The sequence below is a fragment of the Bradyrhizobium mercantei genome (assembly GCF_001982635.1).
GTDB classification, from domain to species: domain Bacteria; phylum Pseudomonadota; class Alphaproteobacteria; order Rhizobiales; family Xanthobacteraceae; genus Bradyrhizobium; species Bradyrhizobium mercantei.
Genome location: NZ_MKFI01000004.1, coordinates 695,792 through 721,896, shown reverse-complemented (window position 1 = coordinate 721,896; position 26,105 = coordinate 695,792). Strand labels below are relative to the sequence as shown.

The window sequence follows — 26,105 nt, the reverse complement described above, 5'->3', positions numbered from 1 at the left end:
CCGCCCGCGATCGCGGTCAAGCCGCCGCATTGGTCGTGCGGGCCTCGCACCATTCCGCCCAGAGCTTCATCAGTTCGCGCGAGAGATTGTCGGCGAAACGAGGCGCGTCGCAGAGCGGCGAGGCGGCAACCCGGTCGCGCAGGCTGCGGCGCAACTCGGCGAGCTCGTCGCGGCGCTGCGTCCAGCCGACTGCCATGGCGACGTAGTCGTCGATGCTGTGCGCGCAAAAGCTGCCCAGTCCGGCCGCGGTGAGGTGGGTCGCCGAGTGACGGCCGGCGAAGGTATCGCCGACGAAGGTCACGGTGGGAACGCCCATCCACATCGCTTCCAGCGTCGTGACGCCGGCGGAATAGGGGAACGGATCGAGCGCGAGATCGACCTCGCCATAGGCGACAAGCAGCTTGTCCTGCTCGGTTTCGCCGATCAGCTCGACGCGCTCGCGCGGGACGCCGCCCTGGCCGAGTATGTTGTAGACGGCGTCGCGCGTGCTGGCCTCGCCGAGACCGCCATAGACCATCAGGATGCGCGAATCCGGCACTTGCTCGAGAATGCGCGCCCAGGCCTTGCCGAGTTCGCTGTTGAGCTTCGCCGGGCGGTTGAAGCAGCCGAAGGTGAAGCGGCTGCCGCCCTGGCTCGGCAGCGCGGGCACCTCGGGAGCCTTCGCAGGCGGGTGATAGCAGACATAGCAGTCGGGCAGGCGGATCGGCCGCTCGACATAGCTCGCGTCATGCTCTGGCGGAATCTCTACCGGATCTGCGATCAGCCCGTCATAGGTGTCGAGCCCGACCGTGCCGACATAGCCGGCCCAGCTGAGCTGGATCGGCGCCGCACGCGTGGCGAACAGCGAGAGACGGTTGCCGGCGGTATGACCGGCAAGATCGAACAGGATGTCGATGCCGTCCTCGCCAATCTGCCGTGCCAGCGCGGGGTCGTCGATCCCGGACACGTCGCGCCAGGAAAGCGAGATGTCCTTGTAGCGCTCGCTGAAGTCGTCGTCCTGCCGCTTGCTGTCGGTCTTGTAGCAGAAGATCTCGTAGCCGAGCGCAGTGAGGGCCTCGAAGGCGCGCAGCACGAGGAACGAGACGGCATGCCGGTGCAGGTCCGCCGACACCAGGCCAAGCCGCGGCTTGCGCATCGGATCCGGCGGGTTGGTGAAATCGAGACGGTTGAGCGGCGCGCTCGGCCTGTAGAGTGTCGCCCATCGCTTGTGCTCGCGCAGCAATTCGTCGCGCGTCACGCCCGGCTTGTGCTGAAGCGCGAACAGCACGGTCCCGGCGATGCCGGCGCTGCCGGGATCGAGCTCGCCGGCGCGCCGGTAGGCCGCGACCGCTTCCTCGATGCGGCCCTGTCCGAGCAAACCGAAGCCGCGGCCGACATGATGCTCGGCCTGCAGCGGATCGATGGCGAGCGCGCGGTCGACATAGACCAGCCCGCGCTCGAAGGCACGGTGATTGATCAGGAAGTGGCCATAGAGATATTGCGGCAGCGCCACGTTCGGCGCGCTGTCGGCGGCGATCTCGAACAGCCTTGCCGCCTGCTGGTCGCGCGCGGCGATGCCGAAATTCATCCCGAGCTCGATGATCGCCTTGTAATTGTCGCTGTCGATGGTCGAGGCGGCGCGGAGATCGTCGACCGCCTTGTCGAACTGTCCGTCCATCACATAAGCGAGGCCGCGGGTGCGATAGGCTTCGCCATATCCGGCATCGAGCTCGATCGCCTTGTCCAGCGCCGCGAGCGCCTCGCTGCGCCGGTTCTCGGTCAGCAGCGCCAGGCCGAGGCTGAACTGCGCCAGCGGCATGTTCGGCAGCATGCGCAGTCCATCCTGGAGATAGGGAATACCGTCGCGGGTACGTCCGGTCCGGGCAAGGCAGGTGCCGATCTCGGCCAGCGCCGGCGCATGGGTCGGTGTCACCCTGAGTTCCGCGGCGAACGCCTCGCGCGCGTCGTCGAACCGATCGAACCGGCACAGCGCAACGCCCTTGCAATAATTGAAGCCGGACTGGTCGGGCGCGAGCCGCGCGGCTTCATTGAATGCGCGCAATGCCTGGCGCCAGCGATCCTGCCGCGCGTGCGCCACGCCTTCCTGATGCAGCGCCTGCGCCCGCTTCAGGTCGGTTGATGGATAGCTGCCGCTGGCCGGCGGGCGCGCCAAAATTGCATGGCCGCCATGCCCCACACGAATCGCAAGTCGCCCGCTCGAGTTGTCTTCCATGTGGGAGGCCTCGCTTGAATGAGGGGCACGCGAAGATTGCTCTAGAGATAGTTTGCGATCAGACAGCGAGCCATCGGACGAAGAGTCCATAGAGCATCGAGCGAGGTATTGCCAAGATGTTTTTCGGAGACTGATCGAAAATAATCCCTGCGCTAAGCCGATCGTCGAATTGTCTATCAGACGTGAAGTCAATCATCGGCGGCGGAGACATGACGTCGACGGAAGAGATACTTGTATAAACTTGGATTCATTCCACGAATCCAGGATCAGGTAGCAAAATAAACTTCATATAGTTTGAAGATTACTTTGCGCTCTTATGACGACGCGATGACGATGTGCCGGTGGTGATCAACCCCACAGGAACAGCGCAATGAAAATGCAATCGTCCAAATACATGCTCGGCACCGCTTCGGTGCTGGCCCTGCTTGCGTCCTCGACCATCACGCCCGCGAACGCGCAGGCCTCCACCGCCACTGCCGGCATCTACGCGGGCGGCAGCACGCTCGCCTCGGAAGCCTTCCGCCAGATCTTCGACTGCTACATGGGCGGCATCGTCGGCTCCGGCACCAGCTATCCCGACGGCTTCGCGTTCTCGTCCTCCACGGGACCGGGCAAGTTGCCGACCACCTGCACGCTGGTGAGCGTGCCGGTTCAGGGCATGTATGCCGGCGTCGGTAGCGGCAACGGCGTCCGTGGCTTCCTCACCAACAATCCGCAGCAGTGGTACAACGGCACGGTGACGCCGAACGCGTCGGCCAACATCCTGATCGCGAACCCGCTGCCGGCGAACCAGCCCGCGATGATCGACCTCGCCAATCCGGGCAGCCCGGCGACCAAGTTCGGCAGCTATCCGTATCCGCGCGTCGATATCGGCCTGTCGGACTCGCCGCTCGGCACCACGCTGGCCGCGCTCACCACGTCGTCGGTCAGCTTCAACCCGACGCAAAGCTGGACCACCACCGGCGGCGCGCCGACCCAGATCACGCTGAACAGCACCTCGACCGCCTCGGTCGCCTACAACACCACGGTGTACGGCAACCCGATCCAGGTCCCGGCCTTCGAAGTCAACGTCGCGATCGGTGTCAACACCAGCACGATGACCGTGAACTCGGCGGTCGCCGGCACCGGTGCCACGCCGGGCACCCAGGCCAACCAGGGCGCGGCCATCCAGCTCACCACGGCGCAGATGTGCGCGATCTTCACCGGCCTCGTGACCGACTGGAACGATGTCACCGCCAACAAGATCCCGTACCTCAACAACGCCGGCACGCAGGTGCTCGCGGCCTTCAACTACGCGAACGCCAACAGCAGCGGCACGCTGCAGGCCTACTCGAGCTCCTCGCTGCCGATCCGCATCGTCTATCGCGGCGATGGCAGCGGCACGAGCTTCATCCTGACCAACTATCTCAAGGCGGTCTGCCCGCTGCTCGATTCCACCGGCGCGTTCGGCTACAAGTCGATCTTCAACACCACGACCCTGCCGAGCACCACCTTCGCCAACCTGATCGCCCGCATCGACGCCGTCCGCGGCTCCGGTCCGTGGTCTGCGTCGACGACGGTGACGACGAACACCTGGATCAGCGCAACCGGAAGCGGCGGCGTGGCATCGGCGATCAGCACCAGCAGCGGCAATGCGGGCCGCATCGGATACGTCAGCGCCGATTTCACCCAGCCCTACACCACCCAGGTTGGGACGATCGCTGCTCCCCGTTCGGCGGCTCTGCAGAACGAGCAGTTGCGCGGTGCCGGCACCTATGTTCCGAACAACGCGACGCCGACGACCCTCGAGTTCATCGCACCGACGCCGGACGCTGCCGCCGCCGCGTGGGGTGACACCCGCCTCAAGACGCCGGCCACGACCTGGACCTGGAACGACTACAACATCTACGCCAACGTGTTCGGTACTGTCACCCAGTCCGGCGTGACGGTGACCGGCCTGCCGGTGCTGCCCCTCACGAACAGGCTGAATGCCTATCCGCTCAGCGGCACCACCTTCCTCGACCTGTACAGCTGCTACAACGTGCAGGCCGATACCAACCGCGTCACCAACCTCGTCAACTTCCTGACCTGGTACTTCGCGGGTGCGGACGCGGGCGATCCGGACGTCGCGCAGGTGGCCGAGAACGCCGGCTTCCACCTGCTGCCGGTGACCTATGTGCGCAACATCCAGAAGCAGTACTGGGGCAGCAACACGACCAACATCGCTGCTGCGGCCGCTACTCAGGCAAACGGCTGCTTGAATGTCGCCAACGGCGCCAGCGGCGGCGCCAAGTAAGCTTGCGCAGTCGCGGACGGCGCAATCCCAACGGCGTCGTAGCCCGATCGCATCAAGCACATGACACGGCCGGGCGCCTCAATCGAGGCGCCCGGAACTATTCGCAGAGCGTCGACGAGACGCGTGACGGCTCTCGGCCTTGTGACTCATTGGACCAACAGCGATGTCGAAGCAAAACTCCATCCTTACCTCCGGGCGTATCGACCGGGACAAGACGCGGCAAAGCGAGCGGGGATTTACGCTCGTCGAAATGCTGGTCGTCATCGCCATCATCGGCTTGATCATGGGACTGGTCGGCCCACGCGTGCTGAGCTACCTGAGTGAATCGAAGGTCAAGGCGGCCAAGATCCAGATGCGCAGCTTCGCGAGCGCGCTCGATCTGTTCCAGCTCGATACCGGCCGTTATCCATCGACCGCGGAGGGGCTCACAGCGCTGGTGCAGCGGACCTCGGGCGCGGCCAATTGGAATGGTCCTTACCTGAAGGGCGGCACGCTTCCCAATGACCCATGGAGCCATCCCTATATCTATCGGGCCCCCGGTGAACACGAGGCGTACGACATCCTCTCCTACGGCTCGGATGGTCAGGAGGGCGGCAGCGGGACCGCCGGCGACATCTCCCTGGACAAGCTGACGAGCGCTGCCAGCAACGAGTGATGCTGCGGCGAGGGCGCGGCTTATCTTCTTTGCCCAGGCAATGCGTGCCGGCCGGGTTTGCCGGCGGGCTCGGTTGGGCGTTGATCGGCCGGTTGCGAATTCGTTCTGTCTTCCGATTGAGTGTCCAGCCCCGCAAGCCATCGATCGTCGGGCGATGCCGGCGGCGGGACGCGGCGTCCCGGCCGATCGGTCATGATGGCGCCCATGGCGCGCAGATCATCGGGCGTCAGCCATGCAATCTCGTGGGCGTGCGTCGTCACCATCTGTCCGATGACACGCGGCGGCACGCCGAACCCGCTGGCGATGCGGGCCATGGCGATCGTGGCCTCTTCGGTTTGCGCGGTCTCGTGGCCGAATTTGTCGGACACGCCGTGCACGCCGATCGCGGCTTCATAGCTCGCGAATTTCTCGTTTCCCGCCGCGAACACGATGAAGCAGGCCGATGCACAGCGCGATCCGGCCGCGACGATGGTCGGCAGCTTCGCCCGGCGGATCAGGCCGGCGAGCTTCACCGCCTCGGCGAGGCTGCCGCCCGGTGAATCGAGCCGGATCGCCGAGATCAGGCGGTTGCCGTCATTGGCGGCCTTGATCAGTGCTTCCGCGGCCTCGGTGTCGCCCTGCGCGACGTCGCCGCTGAGCACGACGATGGTGACGTCGCCCTGCAGTGTGACGCTGCTCAGCTCGGCGGCGGTCGCAGCCGTGCTGAAGAGCGCTGCTCCCAGGGCCCTCAGTATGGATGAAACCATCGCCATCGGCGGCCTCGGCTCATTTGCGCGTGCCGGCCGGCGGCGCCGCCTGCGCATCGAAGGTCGTCGGTGCGCGCCGCATGCTGTCGAGGCGCTCGCGGAACTCTTCTGCAACGACCTGGGCATCGTGAGGATTGCGCACGATCTTGGTGGTGACGAAGACGATGATCTCCGAGCGGGTCTTGCTGTCGCTCTTCTGGCTGAGCAGATCGCCGAGATATTTGATCTCGTTGAGGCCGGGCAGGCCGGACACCGTGCGCTCGTCGTCCTCCTTGATGAGGCCGCCAAGCAGCGCGGTCTGGCCGCTGCTGGTGGCAATCGTGGAGTGGATGCGCCGCTGCGAGATGGTGGGCGTCAGGTTCTGGGCGCTAGCGCCGGCGGGATTGACGACGTTGGAGACTTCCTGCTCGATCTCGAGCTCGATCGATCCGTTCGGGTGCACATGCGGCAGCACTTTCAGGATGATGCCGGTGTTCTGCCGGCTGATGCTGCTCACCACGTTGAGCCCGGTGACGGTGCTGCCGGTCGAGATCGGTACCTGATCGCCGACCTCGAGGATCGCGGGCTCGTTGTCGGCGACCACCAGCGAGGGTGCCGAGAGCACCTTGACGGTGGTCAGGGTGGACAGTGCATTCAGCACCAGCTTGGGATTCGCTTCGGCGCCGAGCAGCGCGTTGAACCCGGGCAGCACGCGCGAGAGCAGGGCGGTTTGTGTCGCCGATTGCGCGGCGGTGAACAGGCCGACCGATCCCTTGTCGGGGCCGGCGCCGGCATTCGCGCTGGTCAGATAGGCCTGGACGCCATATTGCAGCTGGTTCGTCAGCGTGACCTCGGCAACCATCGCGTCGACGGCGACCTGCAGCCGCGGCCGGTCGAGCTGCTCCAGCGCGCGCTCGATCACGACGTAATCCTCCTGGTTGGAGTAGACCATGATCGCGTTGGTCGACTTGTCGGCGGTGATGCGGACATTCTGGAAGACGCCGCGTGGCAGCGAGCCCAGGCCCGTCCCGCCGCCGGGGCCTGGCGCGTCCTGGTCGTCGTCCTTGCGATCGCCAAATCCAACCTGGGTCTTGTTGGCATTACCCGAAGCATCGGTGCTGCCGCCCGTCGCGCCGGTGGTGCCCTGCGTGTTGTTATTGTTGCTGCTGAGCGTACCGCTGCCGAGCGAGTCGATCCGCGACGTCGTGCCGCTCTGCCCGGGCGCAGTCGCGCTGGTCTGGCTGTCACCGGCCGATTGCGAGCTGCGGCCGACGAACATCTCGTTGAGGATGCGGGCGATGCTGCGCGCGTTGCCGAAGCGCAGGCTGTAGACCCGCACCGTCGTGCCGGTCGGGTCGGAGCGGTCCAGCCGCCGCACCCATTGGGTGGCGCGTTCCAGCACCTTGCTGTTCTTGCTCACCGCCAGCACCGCATTCATGCGCGACACCGGCTGAAACTTGATCACGCCCTGGCCCTGTCCGCCATCGGCGGTGTCGAACACTTTCTCGAGCTCGCGGATCATGGTCTCCGGCGCGGTCGACTTCAGCGGATAGAGCCCGACCGACTGGTTGCGCAGCCATTCCACGTCGAGCGTGCCGATGACGGCGAGCGCGGCCTGGCGCTCGGACGCGGTCCCCTGGATCAACAGCACGTTGCGGGCCTGATCGACCCGCACGGCGCCGGGCCGCGACAGGAAGCTTTCCGCCGTCTTGCCGATCGCCGCGGCGGAGACGAAGCGCAGTGGCACGATCGAGACGCCGTAGCCGGGTTGTCCCGCGCCGACGACCGAGACACCGGCGCCGGCGGCTTCCGGCAACGGCACGATGCGGATCAGATTGTCTTCGCGCAGCAGCGCCGCATTCGACATCCGCAGCACGCTCTCGAAGATCGGCAACACGTCCTTGCGCGGAATCCGCTGCGCGGAGGCCAGCGTGATCACGCCCTGGACACGCGGGTCGACGACGTAGTTCATCCCGAGGCTGTCACCGATCACCGATTTCACCACTGTCGGAATATCGGCGTTGTCGAAGTTCAGCTCGATACCGCCGCTCTCGCTGACGACGTCGCCGTCGACCGCGCTCGCCACGCGCGTCGTTGCCGTCGTGCTGACGTCTCGCTGCGTGGGCGACGGCGCGAGATCCTGATCGGCGCCGGGAAACACCATGGGCTGCGTCCGCGTGGATGCCGTTGCGCCGGACGTCCCGCCGACCGGCCCGCTCCAGCGGGCGCGCAGATCGGCATCGCGGATCGGGTCCGTGACCTGATCGCGGCCAGGCAGATCGATGCTCTTGTCCATCATGCAGCCGCCGAGCAGGCCGGCGAGCGCAAGCCATGTGCCGGTGACTGCGGAAATCGATGCCGTGCGTGGGAGACGGAGCCGTTGAAGACGTTGCACGATGGTTCTCCCTTGTCCGCGGTGCCGGAACGTGGCGGTGCCGGCGGCAGTCCGATTGTCAATGCGCATCGCTTGCCGCCTTCCAGGGACGATCGGCGGGAGCCAGGCTGTTGCCGGCGAGCTCCTCGACCTCGTTGACCAGTGCCTCGGTGCGACCGATCAGCGCCCGGGCGTAGGACGGATTGATCGGCCGATGCGCGAAAGCTGCGCCGTCGAGCTGCGCGTTGATCTCGCGTGTCAGTGCGTCGCGCCTGGTGGTGATCGCGCCGATCGTCTCAAGATAGCGCTGGTAGCCGGCATCGCCGCCCTTGATGGCCTGGGTCGCAAAGGCAAGGCTGTTGCGTCCGAGCTGGCCGAGCGGATCATTGATGGTCTTGCCGGCGCGTGCCAGTGCCACGTAGGTCGCACGATCGTTCGCGAGCTCCGTTGGCAGCGCCCCCGCCTCGAGTGTGTCCACGAGCACGGTGCCGTCGTGGACGTAGCGATCGGTCAGCCCGAGCAGTGCCAGCAAAGTGGGCCGCAGGTCCGCCTGGTGCGAGGCAATGTCCGCCGTCTCGCCAAGGTGCGCGACACCAGGCCCGGCCATGCCGAACCAGCTGCCGCCCAGAATCTGCGCGATGTAGCCGCGCACCCACGCCGTATCGGGATCTACCGCGACGCAGGCCGGCGGCTGTGCGCAGTCGGTCCGGCTGGCGGCGGTCCGGATGAGGTAATCGGGATCGGCGAACATGATGATGTGCGGTGTGCGCGCGGGGCTCGCGGTGACCATGTGCATGAGCTGCATCTGCGCGCGATCGGCGACCATCGATGTCAGGCGATCGCTCTTGCCGGTCACCGGGTTGATGGCGCCGAGCTTGCCGATGTCCTGGGCGAGCGTGCGCGTCAGCGGATCGGCGGGAAGCGGATTGCCGCGGATGTAGAACGGCGGCGCGTTGCCGGCCTGGACATCGAATGCGGTGACGTTGCGCCGCTCGGTGGCGAGCAGTCGATCGACGGCGATGCCGATCGCGCCGATCGGCCCGTAGCTGCAAGGCACCGCGAGGCCATCGCACGCGGCGGGGCTGGGCGGCCCGCCGACAAAGCGGTCGTTGCCCGTGGGCACGATGATGAACAGCGTGTTGCGCGTGGTGATCCCGCTTGCGGCGAGCCGGTCGAGAAAGGCCTTGAAGGCCGCGTCATCCGCGGCGAGCCTTGCGACATGGTCGCGTTCGCCGGGGCCGAAGGCGCGCCGTCGCGCCGTGGACGGCCTGTGTGCGTCACCGATCCCGACATAGACCACCGCTACGCCGGCCTCCAGCATCGCCGCGGCATAGCCGAGCGACTGGGCGGCCGTCGTCTCCGATGCGCCGGGAAAGCCTGGACGGCCTGCGTCGTCGTCAATGACATCGCCGTCCAGATCCATGACCGGTCCATCAGGCGAGATCACCGGCTGCACATGACGGTTGCCGAGCAGCGCGCTGAAGCCGGCATAGCCGCCGGGCTCATCGGGCAGCAGATCGGAACGCGCGTGGCCGTTGCTGCACAACGCGCTGCCGCGGGCGCAATGAATGGCAATGCCAAGGAGATCGCTGCGTGCCTTGCGCGGATCGCTGACAGCGGCGAGCGCGTCGGAGGCGCCGAGTGTGGCCACGATCTCGGGGCCGATCTGCTGCAGCGTCAGGCCGGTCGTTGCGAACGCGCCGACGTCGCAGCCGACGGCGGTGAACGGCACCCACGGCGCGGGCACGGTTTTGCCGGTGTCAGCCAGCATCAGTGGCTTGCCGTCGCCGCTGCTCGCAGTCCAATAGGAAAAGGCGCTGGCAAGGCCGACGCTGCCGTCGCTGCGGAACGCGGCGCTGCTGTTGCCGATCGGTACGCCCATGCGGTCGCCGTGCAAGCCGGTCAGGATAGTGAGAGCGTCGGGCGCCGTCTGTGCCAGCGGCGAGGTCTGATGGTTGCTTGCGATGAGGCCGTCACGCGCGAGGAAGTCGCGCAGATGCGGCATCTGCTCGAGGTCCGAAGGTACGTTCGGGTTGTCGCGGCGCAGGTGAACGTTGTCGAGCTCGATCTGCACCACGCGCTTGATCGCGCCGCCGCGCGAGCGCAGCTCGCACGCAGCGAGCGCCTGGCCGGCCCCGGTGCTGCACGTCAAAATACAATCCAGCGCCAGGAACAGGGCGCCGAGCAGCAACGGCGTGAGGCCGGCACGGATGCGACTCGAACGCATGACGCCACGTCTTTGATACCGATGTGTTTCGTCTCGACGGACTTGGTGTCGATTGGAAGCCGCAGCGTCGGCAACAAGCCGTCTACTGCACGCCGCGAGTGTGTGCGGCTTGGATGACGCGGTCGTAACAGCAGCTCTGCTGCGACGCATGGCGACAATGCCCGGCTGTGATTCACCTTCACAGAGTTGACGCATACAGGTTGCGATGCGTCGCACTTTGCGTGCCGGATGCCGAGGAGGCTTGCAACGCGCGCGCGCCTGGCGCAGTTTGATTGTCGCACGCGGTGATGACGATCAGTCGACGCTGGTGCGCGCGGACGGCGCGGATAAATGGACAGCAGCATATGTCGATCGCATTGCGGATGTTGATGATCGTTGTGCTCCTTGTTTGTGCGCAGCTTGCTCGCGCTGCGGAGCAGCTGGCGGGGAACGAGGTCGTCGTCGACAATCCGGTGGAGCTCCAGCCGCTGGAACAGCTGAGCGCAACCAGGGACAAGCCGCTGTTCTCGCCGCTGCGGCGGCTGCCTGCCAAACCGGTCGCGCCGGTGGCGCGGCAGGAACCGCCGCCTCCTCCGCCACCGCCGCCGAGTGTGGTGGTGCTCGGCATCGTCAGCGAGAACGGCGACGGCCAAGCCGCCATCCGCGCCGCGGGTAAGGGCGACAAGGTGGTGCGTGTGCGTGCGGGGGACGACGTCAGCGGCTGGAAGGTCGAGCGGATCGAGCCGCGCCGGCTGGTGCTCAAGCAGGGCGAACGCTCGGTGGATTTCGCCTTGTTCACCACCACGGCGAAGCCCTCGAAGCCCGTCGAGCGGCCGCTCCGGCAGACCAAGGCCGCATCGCCAAGCAATTGACTCGCCGTTGCTTTTGGCCGGGCGGGTGAGTTTGCCGGTTCGCGCCGAGGTTGAGTTCCATCGCGAGGTTAAAACTTTTTTGCGAAATTGCTTCGCGTTAGCCCGGCTCAAACTGTCTTAAGAACAGGAGAGGCGTCCCGAACTGTCGGGCGTGTCCGCCCCGGGCGGCCGCGCCAGTTGGGTTGCGCGCTTTTCATCGAGTTGTCGGCATCGGGCCAACTGGTTGCAGGCTGGCCGGTGCGTTGTTGCGTGATGATCGTTTCGCATCACCAACTGCATTGGAAGGCCCGCATGGATTTGCTCCCTCGCTCGACCTCGCGCCGTGGCCTGTTGCTCGCAGGCGTCAGTTCGATCGCAATCGCAATGACCTCACCTGTGGCGGCGCGCCCGTTCGGCATATGGGGCGGTGTGAGTCCGGCGGCCACGCAGGCCGCGCAAAGCGCGGCGCAGGCTGCCGCCCAGCAGGCGCAGGAGGCGGCGCAGAACACGCAAGCGTCGATGACGCGCGCGGCGCAGGCGATCCAGGCATTGCAGGCGGCCCAGAGCGTGGCGCGCGGGCTTGCGGCGAGCGCGCCGAGCGCGGTGCCGAACGGTCTCAACGCCGGTGGCCTGGTGCCGAACAGCGGCCTTGCGGCGTCCGGCGTTGCCAATCCCGTCAGCAACTGGGTCGGCGCCAACACGCCGACGCAAACCAGCAGCGGCGGCCAGACTACGGTCAACATCGACCAGACCCAGGCTCAGGCGGTGTTGAACTGGCAATCGTTCAATGTCGGCAGGAACACGACGGTCAATTTCAACCAGCAGGGCAACGCGAACTGGGCGGCGCTTAACAAGATCGCATCGACCGGGGTGCCGAGCCAGATCCTGGGATCGATCAAGGCCGACGGCGCGGTCTATCTGATCAACCAGAGCGGCATCATCTTCGGCGGCACCAGCCAGATCAACGTGCACACGCTGATCGCCTCGTCGCTGGATCTGCCGTCCAAGCTGAGCGGCAGCAACTATCAGGGGTTCCTGCAGAGCGGGCTGTTCTCGCTGCTCGGCGACCCGCTGACCGCCGGCGTTCCCGCCAACTCGGCTTCGGGAGCCACGATCTTCAACCAGGGCAGTGGTGGAAAGGTCACGGTCCAGGCCGGTGCGATCATCGACACGACGGGCAAGCTGAGCACGAATGGCGACGGCGGTTATGTAGCGTTGCTCGCTGACGGCGGCGTCAATAACGCAGGTGCAATCACCACAAGGAATGGCCAGATCATTCTTGCTTCCGACAGTTCAGTCACCCTGGCGACGCCGTTGTCGACTGCGGTCGGCACCCAGACGGCGATGCAAGTCCTCACCGGCACCGCCGGCGCGGTCTCCGGCGCGCAACCCACTGGCCCAGAGTCCGGAGTGGTCACCAACCAGGCCACTGGGCTGCTGGTGTCCAACTCCGGTGCAATCACGCTGGTCGGCGGGTCGATCAACCAACTCGGGGGCATCGTCGCCAGCACGGCGACCACGCGCACCGGCTCGATCAAATTGACGACGGTTTGCGTGCAGGGCGCATGCATACCCGGAACCGACGGCAATATCGTGCTGGGGTCGGCGAGCCTCACGGCGATCCTGCCGGATGAGACCAGTGGAACGCTGCCGACGGCGACGCTCAACTCCACCACATCGGCGAATGGCGCCAGCAACGCGCCGTACTTCCAGGCCGTGCTGCAGCCGCAGATCAATATCACTGCGGCGGGCAGCGTCGACGTGCAGGGCAGCGGCGCGGGCGGCGCCGGCGCCCTGATCAAGGCGCCGAGCGCGGCGCTGAACATTCAAGCCGGCGCCGTCGCAAATTCCAGTGCCGTCGCCACGAGCGGCACGGTCCTGCTCGAGCAGGGCAGCACCATCGATCTCTCCGGCATCGCCGGCGTCACGCTGCCGATGTCGATCAACCAGATCAGCATCCTCGTCACCGCGGCCGAGGTGGCGGACAGCCCGCTCGCCCAGAGCCTGATCGGCAAGACCGTGACCATCGATGCGCGGCTCAGCGGCACCCGCGCCGACGGTGTGCAGTGGGTCGGCTCGCCGCTGCTCAATGCTGCCGGCTATGTCGGCCTGATCCCGCAGAGCATCGACCAGATCCTGACCGCGGGCGGCAACTTCACGACGTCGGGAAAGAATGTCGTGCAGCAGCCGGGCGCGGCCATCAACGTGTCGGCCGGCTATGTGCAGTATACCGGCGGCACGATCAGCACCACGCGCCTGCTCGGTGCCGACGGGCGCCTCTACGACATCGGCCGCGCCGATCCCAGCATCGCCTATGTCGGTATCGGCAATGGCTTCACGGTGCTGCACAAGGTCAACGGCGTCGTCGATACGAAGCTGACCGAGATTTATCTCAGTCCGTGGGGCGGCGGCAGCAATACGCACTATGAGGCGAGCTACATCACCGGCGCCAATGCCGGCTCGGTCACCGTCGCGGCGATCAATCCGATCGTCAATGACATCATCGGCAATGTCGTGGCGGGCAGCCGCCAGCGCGCGCTGGCGGGATCGTCGAATCTGGCGCCCGCCGACCAGATGCCGAAGGGCGCCTCGCTGAGCGTCACCTTCACGGCTCAGACAGGGACCGGCAACCAGAACAACGTGGTGCTCCTGCCACAGGCAGATGCCGGCCCGGATCCGTATGGCGCCAGCGGCTTGAACTTCGCCAACGCGTCGAACTGGTCGCCGGTGCTCGCCAACAGCGTGTTTCCGATCTTCACCGACGTGCTCTCCAATGCATCGCTCGGCGCGATCTCGATCAAGGGCGCGCAACGGCTCGACATGGCGACGAATGCCACCCTGTCGGTTCGGCCCGGCGGCAGCATCACGCTGGACAACGTCGCCACCATCGACGGCACGCTCAGCGCGCCCGCCGGCCAGATCAGCCTCACCGGCTTCACCTATCCCACCAAGCAGCAGCCGGCGCAGCCGCCGGTTCCGGCCGTGGTCATCGGACCACATGCGGTGCTCGACGTGCGCGGTCGCTGGGTCAACGACAGCGGCCTGTCGGCGGATCAGCTCGAGGGGCGCGCCTACGTCAACGGCGGCAGCGTGAGCATCTCGACCATTTCCGCTAGCAACGGACCGACTCTAGGGGATGGAGCCTTTGTCGACATCACTCAGAGCATTGTGCTTTCGCCCGGCAGTGTGATCGACATTTCTGGTGGCGGTTATGTCGATACCACCGGCAAAGTCAAAACCGGCGCCGATGGACTACCGGTCGGCAAGGGCGGCAGTCTGACCTTGATGACCTATGCTGGCGCCTTCTCTGGCAACCTGGGCAGCGATAACGGCAAGTCGGCCGACTTCAACGTCCTCCCGCACGGCACCAATCCTGATGGCACCGTCAACCATCCCAACCAGGCCAGTGTGCTGCTCGGCGGCACCATCTACGCAGGCGGCTTCGATGGCGGTGGCACGCTGACATTGCAGGCCTCGACCATTGTGGTCGACGGCGCGACCGCGGACGTGACGTCGTATGTTTCCACGAATACGGCAAACGCCATCGCCCTCCAAGGCGGAACGCCCGTCGCGGGCATGGTCGTATCGGACGCGAAGGCCGGTCGGCTGGTTCTTCCGCCGTCATTCTTCACCAGTGGCGGCTTCTCCCAATACACCCTGACCGACATCTATGGCGGCACCACGGTGACCGCCGGCACGCAGCTGCTGTTGCAACAGCAGCCGACCGCGGTGCTGTCGGGCCGAGAGGTGCAGATTCCGACCGGCGCGCGGGTGCGCGACTTCGCGTCGCTGGCAGTACTGCCCGATGGTTTGCGCCAGCCGGTCAGCCTGTCGCTGGGCGGGACGAATGTCCTGATCGATCGCGGTGCTGCCATCGTTACCGATCCGCTGGCCACGGTCTCGCTGAATCCGGTTGCGACGGCCGATATTCTCGGCAGCATCGTTGCGCCCGCAGGCAGCATCACCGCGACAGGCACGGAGGTGCGCGTCGCTGCGACCGCCGTGCTCGATGTCAGCGGCGTGTTCGTGCCCAATCCGCAGGTCGTCACCTACTCGACGGGCACGGTGCGCGACGGCGGCACCATCACGCTCTTGGCTACGACCTTGGTGGCGGAGCCGGGCGCTCAGTTCAATTTGCAGGGCGCTGCCGTGACCGCGGAGAGCAACCTGATCCAGTTGCCGCAGGGCGGTTTCGGGCCGCACTTCGCCGGGCAGGCGGCGTGGAGCAATGGCGGCAGCCTGCAATTGTCGGGCACGACGATCTATTTTGCGGGCACCGTCGATGCAGCCGGCGGCGCGCCGCTGGCGGCCGGAGGCAGTTTGACCATCGGTGTCATCAACAACACCGTGCCGGGCGCTCCGCCGACGCCGGATACGATCGTGGTGGAGCGGCCCGGCGTGGTCGCATCCAACCTGCCGGCTTCGGGCGCGTCGGCGGCGCCGGGCGCCTTCATCGGCGCCGATACGCTGAGCAACAGCGGCTTTGATTCCGTGACGCTCAATGCGGGCACGATTGCATTCGACGGTTCGGTCAACATCACGATCCCTGGCGCCCTGACCCTTTACTCGCGCAGCGGACACTTCGGGCTAGCCGACGCATCCACGGTCAATCTGAACGCTGGCTACGTTCGTCTGGTCGGGTTTGGAACGGACGGCGGTCCGCCGGTTGTCGCGACTGGTACCAGCACGTTGAACGTTACGGCGCAATGGATCGACCTCGAGAGAGCAATCTTCGTCGACGGTGCTGCGGACACCAATCTCACCAGCGCCGGCGCCATCCGGTTGCTGCCGAACTACTATGGCTTCATCGATGGCGGTCCTGGCTCAGGAGAGACGATCTTCGGCGGGGCGCTGGTCGTTCCAGGCAATCTCACGCTGCGGGCGGCGGAGATCTATCCGGTCAGCAACACTGGGTTCCTGCTGATGTCGACCGGCCCCACCGGCATCATCACTACCGCCCAGAACGGGGTGGCTACGCCGCCACTCTCGGCCGGCGGCAGTATCGTGCTGAGTGCGCAGACCATTGTGCAGGGTGGCACGCTGTGGGCGCCGCTTGGCAACATCGTGGTCGGCGTACGGACCAGCGCCGACCTCCCGGCCGACCTCGCGCGGGCCATCAAGAATGCATCCGGCGTTTCCTTTGCGCCGGATACGTTCACGCCGACGGAGCGCGTGACGTTGACCTCGGGCAGCCTGACCTCCGTCTCGGCGGCGGACCTCGTGATCCCCGACGGCTACACCATCGACGGCACCACCTGGTATCAGGGCAATACCAACGGCACAGCCATCGTGCCGCCGGTGCTCGCCGCGCCGCCCGGCAAATCGATCAGCCTGTTCGGCACGGATGTGGCGACCCAATCCGGCGCCGTGCTCGACCTCAACGGCGGCGGCGATATCTATGCGACGGAGTTCGTCGCGGGCACCGGCGGCAGCCGCAACGTGCTCGCGACCTACCAGCAGAATCTCGCCAACGGCAGCATCACATCGACCTATGCCGACGGTCGTCAGGTCTATGCCCTGGTCCCGACCTATTCGGCGAGTGTTGCGGCCTACGATTCCAATCTCGCCTTCGCTCCATATTATTCCGGCCTGGTGATTCCGGCCGGCACCAATGCGACGGCCCCGGCCGGATCCAGGCAGCCGTTCGCCAACGCGATCGCGCCAGGCCAGTCGGTGACGATCGGCGCCGGCAGCGGCATCCCCGCCGGCACCTACACGCTGCTGCCGGGAATGTACGCAACGCTGCCTGGCGCCTACCGCGTCGTCCAGGTTGCGAACAACGTCAATCCGAATGCGACTGCCAACAGCTCCGCTGCGGACGGCTCGCAATACGTCACCGGCACGCTCGGCAACAGTTTGACCGGCGCGCGCTCGTCGCAATCGGCGGTGTTCCAGCTGCAGTCGCAAGCGGTGTGGTCGCAATATTCCCGGATCGATATCACCTCGGGCACGACCTATTTCCGCAACCAGGCGCTCGCCGCGGGCAAGGCGCCGCCCCCGCTGCCGATCGACGGCGGTGTGCTGGTGCTCGGCGCCATCAACTCGCTCGACCTTGCCGGCACCAACCGCTTCGCGCCGGGCACCAGCGCTCTCGCGCCGGGCCTCGTCGGCGGCGGCGGCCAGGTCCAGATCGGCGGCAGCAACATCCTGGTGCTCGCTGCCGACAAGACCGTGCCGGCGGATGACTGCCTCAGCGGCAGCGCGCCCGGCTGTACCGGTGCGGTGAACTATCTCGTGCTCAATGCCGACCAGATCAGCGGGCTCGGGGCGTCATCGGTGCTGATCGGCGGCACGGCGAAGATCGTCGATGGCGTGCAGAACATCACCGCCAGCGCGCTCAATCTCGAGATCCTGACCGACGCGGCGCATCCGTTGACCGGGCCCGAACTGGTCCTCGTCTCGCTTGCCGGCGACGGTGGCCTTGTCACCGGCAGGGGGCTTGTCATCGGTGACGGCAGCGTGGTCAGGGCGGTCGGCGCAGTGCCCACCGGCACCGACCGCGACATCACGATCGGCGCGCTGCCGGTCAAGCAGTCCGATGGCAGCTATCTCTTCACTAGCGGCGACGGCGCGCTGCTGCGTGTCTCCAACGGCGGCACGGTGAAGGTCAGCCGGCTCTATGTGCCGGGACAGTACACGGGCGACGCCCCGCCGCCGAGCAGCCCGACGCCGCTGGGGGCATTCTCGGTCGGTGCCGGCGCGGTCATCGACGGTGGCAACGCGCTGACGCTCGACACCAGCGGCAGCGGCGCGCTTGCCTCCGATGCCAGCCTGAACGCCAGGAATTACGACATCGCCGGATCGGTCATCAACATCGGCGGCGGCACCAGCGGGATCGTGCTGAACTCGGCGGTGCTCGCGAACTTCAACGACGCCGTCTCGGTCCGTCTGCGCAGCGCGACCGTGATCAATCTCTATGACGCGAGCGGTTTGCAGATCGGCGATGCCGCGCATCCGATCGGCACGCTGACCTTCGACAGCGCCGGTCTGTACGGGCAGGGCGGCAACACCACGGTCAACGCCACCAACATCGATCTCGCCAACACCCGTGGCGCTACCGGAACCGGCATCAGCGGCGCGGGCGGCACGCTCACGCTCAATGCATCGCAGGTCATCACCGAGGATGTCGGCACCAAGCATCTCGGCGGCTTCAGCCAGATCTATTTCAATGCCGGCACGGCGGTGGCGTTCAACGGCAATGGCACGCTGGATTCGGGGGCGGTCGCGACGGGCGCACTGACGGTCAATATCGGCGGCGTGACGATCGCGAACCCCGGCAGTGGCTACTTCGGCATCCCCGACGTGATCATCTCGGGCGGCGGCGGATCCGGCGCCGCGGCGGTCGCATCGCTCGGCGTGGTCAGTGTTGCCGTCGTCAGCGGCGGTTCGGGCTACAGCAACGGCGATCCGGTCACGGTGTTCGGAACCGACAATAACGGCAACCCGATCACTGCGACCGGCACCGCCGTCGTCAATTCCAGCGGCGCGGTCACCGGCGTCAAGCTCACCTCGTCCGGGTCGGGCTTCCCCGGCTATGTCGACTTCATCTCGATCGATAGCGCCACGGGCGATGGCGGTGCGGACTTTACCGCGTCGCTGGGCGTGGTCGGCGTGACCGTAACCAATCCGGGATCCGGCTATACCAGCATGCCGACGTTCTCGTTCGCCAATGCAGGCGGCGCAGGCACGACGGCGCAGGCCGTCGTCAATGTGACGGGCATCAACGTGACCAATCCGGGTGACGGTTACCTGAGCACCCCGACCATCAAGATCAGCGGCACCAATACGACGGGCACGACCACGGCGGCCACGGCGACGGTGTCGGGCGGCGTCGTCACCGGGGTGACGTTGACCAATGCGGGCACCGGCTATTCGAGCCTGCCCACGGTGACGTTCTCGGGCGGCGGCGGTGGCGCCGCGAACATGGTGCTGACCGCGCCGGCCATCGTGGTCAACAGCGGCGCGACGCAATCGCTGAGCACGCTCGGCAATGTCAGCCTGGTCACCGGCGCGGGCACCAAGCCGGCCAGCGTCGCCAGCAACATCGGCGGTGTGCTCGCCATCGCGGGCGCGTCGATCACCGACAGTGCGACGATCCAGGCGCTGTCCGGCAAGGTCAGTCTGACCGCGACCGCCGGCGACGTGGTGCTGGGGAGCGGCGCTGTCATCGATGCGTCCGGCTCGCGCATCACGATCCTCGACGTGGTGCAGGACGCACCGGGCGGCGATGTCCAACTCGCCTCGACAGCCGGCAACGTGATCGTTGGGCAGGGCGCCACCGTCAGTGTTGCCGGGGCCGGGCGCGGCTTTGCCGGCTCGGTGTCGATCCTGGCTGCAAACGCCGCGACGCTCGACGGCGCGCTCGACGGCAGCGCGGCATTCAAGGATCTCGGCGGCAATTTCACGCTGCAGGCAGCAAGCATCGGCGGCGCCGCCGGCCTGCCGCTCACGGCGTTCACCGGCGGCTTCTCGGTGCGTCTCGGCACTGGCGACATCCGCATCGAGGCCGGCCAGACGCTCAACTCCGGCAAGGTGCTGCTGGTTGCGAACAATGGCAGCGTAATCGTCAACGGCACCATCGATGCGAGCGGGCCGAGCGGCGGCCAGATCGCGCTGTATGGCGCTGGCGTCGCCACAGGCACTGTCATCACCGGCGGCGTCAGCATCGGCGGCAGCGCAGTGCTCAACGCGTCCTACGCCGCAGGCGATCCGTCCGATCCTGCTTACGCCGCTGCCAGCCTGGTGCAGACCGGTGGCACCATCACGCTTGGCACCACCGGCACGCCGGATGGCACGGTCAACGCCACCTACGGCTATCAGAACATGTCGAGCTCGGGCGCGATCAGCGTCGCGGCGGGCGCGCTGTTCAACGTCAGCGGCGGGCCGGGCGGGGCGAACATCAACAATTCCGGCGGCTCGGTCATCATCCGCGCGCCGATCCTTGCCAACAACACCGTCAACGTCGATTTCCGCGGCACCGTCGTCGGCGTGGTCGATGGCGGCGGCAATCCGATCGGCAAGGGCGTCGTGCTCAATCCCTACGCGGTGTGGAGCACCACCGACAGCTCGACCGGCACGAAGCATTTCGACGGCATCATCGATCCGGCCGGATGGTTCGACGCGGCCGGCAATCCGCTGCCGGGCACCTATCAGGACGGCAGCACCACCGATCCGAACGGCAATCCGATCGTGGCGCCGACGCCGCAGGCGCCGCTCGCGACCGGAAATATCTTCATCGTCTCGCTGGCCAATGACGATCACGTCGGGTTCTATCAGAACACGCTGGCGAGCTTCGTCCAGAACCTCGCCGTGACCCCTGCGGGAAGCGGCGCGGGCTTCGGCGGCATGCATGTGCGGCCCGAGATCGACCTGATCAATCCGAGCCTCGACATCAACAACGGCAACATCACGGTCGCCAGCAACTGGAATCTCGGCGCCGGCAGCGTCGATGCATCCGGCCACGTCTCGCTGGTCTATCGCACGGCGGCCGGCGGCGAACCCGGCTCGCTGGTGCTGCAAGCGAGGAACAACGTCAACATCAACGCAACGGTGAGCGACGGCTTCTTTGTCAACTACACGCCCGGCGGCGGCGACGCGTCCGCGCTCTATGCGAGCGAGATCAATTCGAGTCTCTATCAAGCCTATCTCGGCATGTTCCCGGACGGCACCAATCTGGTCTACAGCTCAAGCGGGATCGCCGATTATCTGGTGAAGACGGGCGGCTCGTGGTCGGGCCCCTCAGCGCCCACGGCCTCGCCGAGCGCGGCGTTCTTCGGCCTGTCGGATGCCGCCTATGACGCGCTCGCGCTGCAGTTCAAGCTGGCGCAGCCGGTCGTCATTTCGTCGAGCGATCCGGCGGTGATCGATCAGTACAACCTGTACTATTCGCAGTACCTGAGGATGTTCCGTGCCTACGAAACCGAGTTGCTCGGGGTCAACGTCAACGGGATCAACCCGTCCACCGGCGTCTCGGCGTCTGGCGGGATCGTGCTGTCCTATGCTGACTTTGTATCCTACACCAACACGATCACGCCCAAAGTGGGCAACACGCAGCTGAATCCGTCAGCTAATTTGATCCCGGCTGCACCCACCACATCGACGCAGTACTACGATCTAACCAACGGCGTTGTTAGATTGCTGCCCAATACGGGGACCGGCAACATAATCGCCTTGACGGGAGACTATGCGACAAAGTGGACGGCCTATTTTCTCAGTGTCATCAATATCGATCTGGTGAACAGCGGTAAGGATCGATTGTCCATTTTCGTTCCCCGAACGAGCCTGGCGGCGGGCCTGGACTATGCGGCGGGAATTGACTTCAGTAACGGCGCGCTTGCCGCCATCGCGGTGACGCCACCAGCGCCGCCCCCGGCCTACACCAGTGTGCAGGGGACCTATGTGCCTTCGGGAGACCCGACGCCTCCAGCCGACCGCATTGCCAACAATCCGGCGGCCTACAATCCACCTGGTGGGAATCCTAGCATCGTCTACAACACCACAGCGGCGTCGCAATTGATGTCGACGGCTGTGAGCGGCAAGGGCAGCTTCTCGTACGGCATCGTTGCTGGCACGGCCTTCACCGGGAATACACCGCCGGTCGATCCCAACACCGTGATCGCCTTGTCGTCGTTGCCCCCGACGGTTACGGGCAATGTCTCCGTCGACGGCCACACCTCTTATCTGAACTCCCAAACAAACCTTGCAGGTGGAGGCACGATCTACATCCCAACGATCGTGCGCACCGGAACAGGCTCCATTGCGATCGCGGCCGCCGGCAATGTCGAACTGCGCGACCAGTTGGCACCGGGGGCAGTCTATACGGCCGGCGCTGCCACGGCCACACCGGCGGATTTCAGTGCTCCCACACTGCCTCTTGGCTACATCCTCAATCCGAATGGTCTTGTCAGCACGCCGACGTGGCCAACGGGCGGTGGCGCGATCACGATCACCGCAGGCGGCTCGATCATCGGCATCGAGATGCCGATCGATCTCGACGGCAGCCAGTTCGGCGTCGCCGGCGGCTCGACTGGCCAGATGTGGAGCGACTGGTACATCCATTACGGTGTTTCCAATGGCACGGCGACGCCGTTCGCGGCTTGCGCGGCGGCGGGCTCGGTTGCCTGCCAGACCGCGGCCTGGGTCAACTACGCCACCTTCCACCAGGGCTTCGGTGCGCTGGGCGGTGGCAACATCACGCTGTCGGCCGGCGCCGACATCATCGATATCGGCGCGTCGTTGCCGGAGACGCTGGTGGTCGGTGGCGGTTTCACTGCGGCCAATCCGCCGAAGGCGACCTATTACGGCGGCGGCAATCTCAGCGTGACAGCCGGCGGCGACCTTCTGAGCAGCGATTTCCTGGTCGGCCGCGGTGCTGGCCTGATCCGGGTGGGTGGTTCGGTCCAGGCAACAACCAGCAATCCGTTGAACCAGGGACTTCCGACACTTGGCATTGCACTCTCTGGGAACACCGTTGCCGGCACGTACGCGCTACCCTTGCTGCTAGCGGTGCAGGACGGTTTCATTACCGTAGCCGCGCGTGGCTCGGTGACGCTCGGCAACGTCTACGATCCCGCCTCATTGCCACTAAATCTCGGGATACAGGTCGATCCTACGCGATTCTTGCCTGGCGTGGACTCTCAGCAGAACAACTTCGCCTGGAGTAACTTTTTTACCAGCTATGGCCCGAACAGCGGCGTTTCGCTGACGAGTCTCACCGGCGATGTGACGGCTCCAACTGTTGCACAAGCCTCTGTCCCCGGACTCTTTGTGCACAATGCCGACCCTAGCAATGTCGTGCTCGGAGGAACTGCGAACCCCTCGATCGTCGGGCTGCTGCTTCCCGCTACCCTCGATCTGGCCGCCCTCACCGGAAATCTGACACTTAGCAAAACAGACGTGGGTAACCTGGTGCCCACCAACACCGGCACCGTCAACCTCGTCGCCGCAGGAACCATCGACCTAGGGGCGGGTCTTGCGATGCCTGATCTTGATCCCAGCATCGCGCGATACATCGGCTCATCCACTATCAGTGATCAAACCACGTTAGCTTCCAACTCCATCAATCCGCTCGGGCTGCCGTGGGCGACCCTCACCCAAGCACTACATGCGAATGATCCGGTCCAGGCCGTCATCGCGGCGGGTAAGGATATCTATGGCGTCAACGCCGACGCCGGTTTTGGCTCCACGCTCACGCTGATCAAGCCGGCCCGGATCGAGGCCGGCAACAACATCTATGCGGGGATCGCGCCCGGTGGCGGCGTTTCGACGACCAGCAACGGCACGCCGCTTCCGAATGTCAGCTTCAGTTTCATTGGCCAGAACAACAACGCGACCGATGTCACCAGCATCGCCGCCGGCAATGATCTGGTCGGCGGCTCCTATCTTCTCTACGGCCCCGGCACCTTCGTGCTGCAGGCCGGGCATGATTTGGGTCCGTTCGCGCCATCGGATTCTCCGCCAAGCGCCACGACGCGCGGCGTCGCGACGATCGGCAACGGCAGTGCGGTCGGTGGTGCGTTCACGCTGAACAATCCCCTCAAGCCCTATCTGCCGTCCCAGGGCGCCGAGCTCGACCTGCTGTTCGGCGTCAAGCCCGGCATCAACTATGCGGCGGCGATCGCCGACTATGTCGATCCGGCGCATGCCGGCACCGGCGGCATCGATTTCCTCACCGATATCGCGGCTATCCTCGGCCAGCCGCGCGATCAGGCCTGGGCCACCTTCCAGGGCCTGTCGCCGGCGCGGCAGCAGCTGCTCGTCAATCGCGCCTTCCTCGATTTCCTGATCCAGGTGGGCAAGGACTACAAGAATTCGGCGAGTCCGTATTTCGGTCAATACGCCCGCGCCTATACCGCGATCTCGACTCTGTTCCCGGCCGGCTACGGCTACACCGACAACAGCCTGAGCGTCGACGGCAAGGCCGCGCCGAAGATCGCGACCGGCAAGTTCAATGTCGCGGCCTCCGTGCTCGAGACCCAGATGGGCGGCGACATCAACATCGTCGGGCCTGGCGGCGGCATCACCGTCGGTCACTCCTCGCTCGATGTGTTGAGTCCCAATCAGGAGGGCATCCTGACGCTCGGCGGCGGCAGCATCCGTGCCTTCGCCAATGACTCGATCCTGGTGAACCAGAGCCGCATCATGACCCAGCAGGGCGGCGACATCGGCCTGTTCACCGCCAACGGCGACATCAGCGCCGGCGCCGGACCGAAGACCTATGTCTCGAGCCCCGCGCTCAGCGAGATCTGCACCGTTGGCGGCTACTGCTACGTCAATCCGCAGGGCCTCGTGACGGGCGCCGGCATCGCCGCGCTGGTGACGCTGCCCGGCCAGGACCCGACCAAGAGCAACGTCACGCTGGTGGCGCCGCGCGGCACCATCGACCTCGGCGCCGCAGGTATCCGCGGCAACGACATCACGCTGGTGGCGCTGGTCGTGCTCAACGCGTTCAACGTCCAGGCCACCGGCACGGTGACGGGCCTCGCCTTCACGCCGACGCCGAGCACCACGCTTGCCGCCGTCACCACCAACGCGACCGCGGCGACCCAGCAGGCCGGCCAACCGGCGCCGAGCAAGCCCAACGACCAGCCGTCGATCGTGATCGTCGAGGTGCTGGGCTATGGCGGCAGCGGCGGCGATGACGCGGCGCCGGCAGGCGGCGGCAGCCAGAATCCCAACAGCAGCGACGACGAGCGCCGTCGCCGCGGCGAACAGCAGCAACCCTGATGACGTCCCTTCAGTCGGCCGCGCCTCCGCCGTCAGCTTCGTCTGCGGAGCGCGACCCGCTGGCCGCACTCCTTGTGTCTGAGCGCCTCACGGCTGTCGTCGACATTGGGGCGAACCCGACCGAAGATCCGCCGTACATGCCGCTGCTGAAGAAGCGCCTGTGCCGGTTGTTCGGCTTCGAGCCGCAGCGCGAGGCGCTGGCCGAACTGAATGCCCGCAAGAGCGAGCTCGAAACCTATCTGCCCTATGTCGTCGGCAACGGCGAGCAGGCCCGCCTTCGTGTCTGCGCCGCGCCCGGGATGACGAGCCTGCTCGAGCCCGATCCGTTGATGCTGAAGCACTTCCAGGGCTTCAACGAATGGGGCCGCATCATCGCCGACACCAGGGTCGCGACCCACCGGCTCGACGATATCGGCGAGATCGATGCGATGGACTATCTCAAGATCGACGTGCAGGGCTCGGAGCTTGCGATCTTCCAGAATGGGCCGCGGCGGCTCGCGGATGCGGTCGTCATCCAGACCGAGGTCTCGTTCCTGCCGCTGTACAAGAACCAGCCGGTGTTCGGCGAGATCGACCTCGAACTGCGCAGCCACGGCTTCATTCCGCATGCCCTGATCGGGATCAACAAGCGCATGATCTGGCCGATGCGCGGCGTCAATCCCTACGAGGCGTTCAATCAATTGCTCGAGGCCGACGCCGTCTATGTCCGCGATTTCACCAGGGCCGACGCGATGAGCGCCGAGCAGCTCAGGCATCTCGCGCTGGTCGCGCATCACTGCTACGGCTCCTACGATCTCGCGGCGATCTGTATCCAGCATCTGCTCAACCGGAATGCGATCGTCCCCGAGGCGGGCAGCCGCTATTTCGAGCTCGCCGCGGCGCATCGCGCCGCCAAAGCATGATCCGGAAAAGTGCGAAGCGGTTTTCCCTCGCGACAAACGCGGAGCGTTTGCGCGGAGATCATGCTCAAACAAAAGCCTGATGCGCGATGATGATTCAATCTAATCCCATCGCGCTTTAGCGCCAAAGCCAGCTGACACCTCAACAAAACAGCCGGGCCCCGATCGAGTGCCCGGCTGCTG

9 protein-coding genes are annotated in these 26,105 nt (G+C 65.9%); 5 read left to right on the top strand and 4 right to left on the bottom strand.

Annotation, left to right across the window (positions count from 1 at the left end):
* Positions 1-16 precede the first annotated feature (16 nt).
* Entirely contained in the window at positions 17-2,212 is a 2,196-nt protein-coding gene (locus BI327_RS21335; RefSeq protein ID WP_167386900.1) for an O-linked N-acetylglucosamine transferase, SPINDLY family protein, read from the bottom strand.
* 370 nt (positions 2,213-2,582) lie between these two features.
* On the opposite strand from BI327_RS21335, the gene BI327_RS21330 reads away from it, so the two are divergent.
* Positions 2,583-4,487 (top strand): substrate-binding domain-containing protein, encoded by a 1,905-nt coding sequence (locus BI327_RS21330; RefSeq protein ID WP_076862724.1) that lies wholly within the window; start codon positions 2,583-2,585, stop codon positions 4,485-4,487.
* 163 nt (positions 4,488-4,650) lie between these two features.
* Positions 4,651-5,142 carry a type II secretion system major pseudopilin GspG gene (gene gspG, locus BI327_RS21325; RefSeq protein WP_076862723.1) on the top strand — a complete coding sequence of 164 codons (492 nt, stop codon included), beginning with the start codon at positions 4,651-4,653 and terminating at the stop codon, positions 5,140-5,142.
* A 20-nt stretch (positions 5,143-5,162) separates the two neighbouring features.
* On the opposite strand, the gene BI327_RS21320 is transcribed toward gspG, so the two are convergent.
* The 3 genes from BI327_RS21320 to BI327_RS21310 are packed head-to-tail and all read right to left on the bottom strand — an operon-like array spanning position 5,163 to position 10,468.
* Positions 5,163-5,894: a COG3904 family protein gene (locus tag BI327_RS21320; RefSeq protein ID WP_143271670.1), complete on the bottom strand. Its 732-nt coding sequence runs from the start codon at positions 5,892-5,894 to the stop codon at positions 5,163-5,165.
* Between the two features lie 13 nt (positions 5,895-5,907).
* Positions 5,908-8,262 (bottom strand): type II secretion system secretin GspD, encoded by a 2,355-nt coding sequence (gene gspD, locus BI327_RS21315; RefSeq protein ID WP_076863156.1) that lies wholly within the window; start codon positions 8,260-8,262, stop codon positions 5,908-5,910.
* A 58-nt stretch (positions 8,263-8,320) separates the two neighbouring features.
* Positions 8,321-10,468 carry a hypothetical protein gene (locus BI327_RS21310; protein WP_076862721.1) on the bottom strand — a complete coding sequence of 716 codons (2,148 nt, stop codon included), beginning with the start codon at positions 10,466-10,468 and terminating at the stop codon, positions 8,321-8,323.
* Positions 10,469-10,812: 344 nt separating this feature from the next.
* Between BI327_RS21310 and BI327_RS21305 the strand changes: the two genes are divergently transcribed.
* The 3 genes from BI327_RS21305 (at position 10,813) to BI327_RS21295 (ending at position 25,925) form a co-directional block, all read left to right on the top strand.
* Positions 10,813-11,319 (top strand): hypothetical protein, encoded by a 507-nt coding sequence (locus tag BI327_RS21305; RefSeq protein WP_076862720.1) that lies wholly within the window; start codon positions 10,813-10,815, stop codon positions 11,317-11,319.
* 291 nt (positions 11,320-11,610) lie between these two features.
* A complete protein-coding gene (locus BI327_RS21300) occupies positions 11,611-25,023 on the top strand; it encodes a filamentous haemagglutinin family protein (protein ID WP_143271669.1) in 13,413 nt (4,470 codons plus the stop codon).
* On the top strand, positions 25,023-25,925 hold the full coding sequence (locus BI327_RS21295) for an FkbM family methyltransferase (protein ID WP_210191223.1): 903 nt from the start codon (positions 25,023-25,025) through the stop codon (positions 25,923-25,925). Before BI327_RS21300 ends, BI327_RS21295 begins: the two co-directional genes overlap by 1 nt.
* Positions 25,926-26,105 lie beyond the last annotated feature (180 nt).

Bases quoted from the DNA above. Each gene is read 5' to 3' on its own strand.
- BI327_RS21320 (WP_143271670.1), bottom strand. From the start codon at position 5,894: ATGGCGATGGTTTCATCCATACTGAGGGCCCTGGGAGCAGCGCTCTTC.
- BI327_RS21305 (WP_076862720.1), top strand. From the start codon at position 10,813: ATGTCGATCGCATTGCGGATGTTGATGATCGTTGTGCTCCTTGTTTGT.
- gspG (WP_076862723.1), top strand. From the start codon at position 4,651: ATGTCGAAGCAAAACTCCATCCTTACCTCCGGGCGTATCGACCGGGAC.
- BI327_RS21335 (WP_167386900.1), bottom strand. From the start codon at position 2,212: ATGGAAGACAACTCGAGCGGGCGACTTGCGATTCGTGTGGGGCATGGC.
- BI327_RS21310 (WP_076862721.1), bottom strand. From the start codon at position 10,468: ATGCGTTCGAGTCGCATCCGTGCCGGCCTCACGCCGTTGCTGCTCGGC.
- BI327_RS21295 (WP_210191223.1), top strand. From the start codon at position 25,023: ATGACGTCCCTTCAGTCGGCCGCGCCTCCGCCGTCAGCTTCGTCTGCG.
- BI327_RS21300 (WP_143271669.1), top strand. From the start codon at position 11,611: ATGGATTTGCTCCCTCGCTCGACCTCGCGCCGTGGCCTGTTGCTCGCA.
- BI327_RS21330 (WP_076862724.1), top strand. From the start codon at position 2,583: ATGAAAATGCAATCGTCCAAATACATGCTCGGCACCGCTTCGGTGCTG.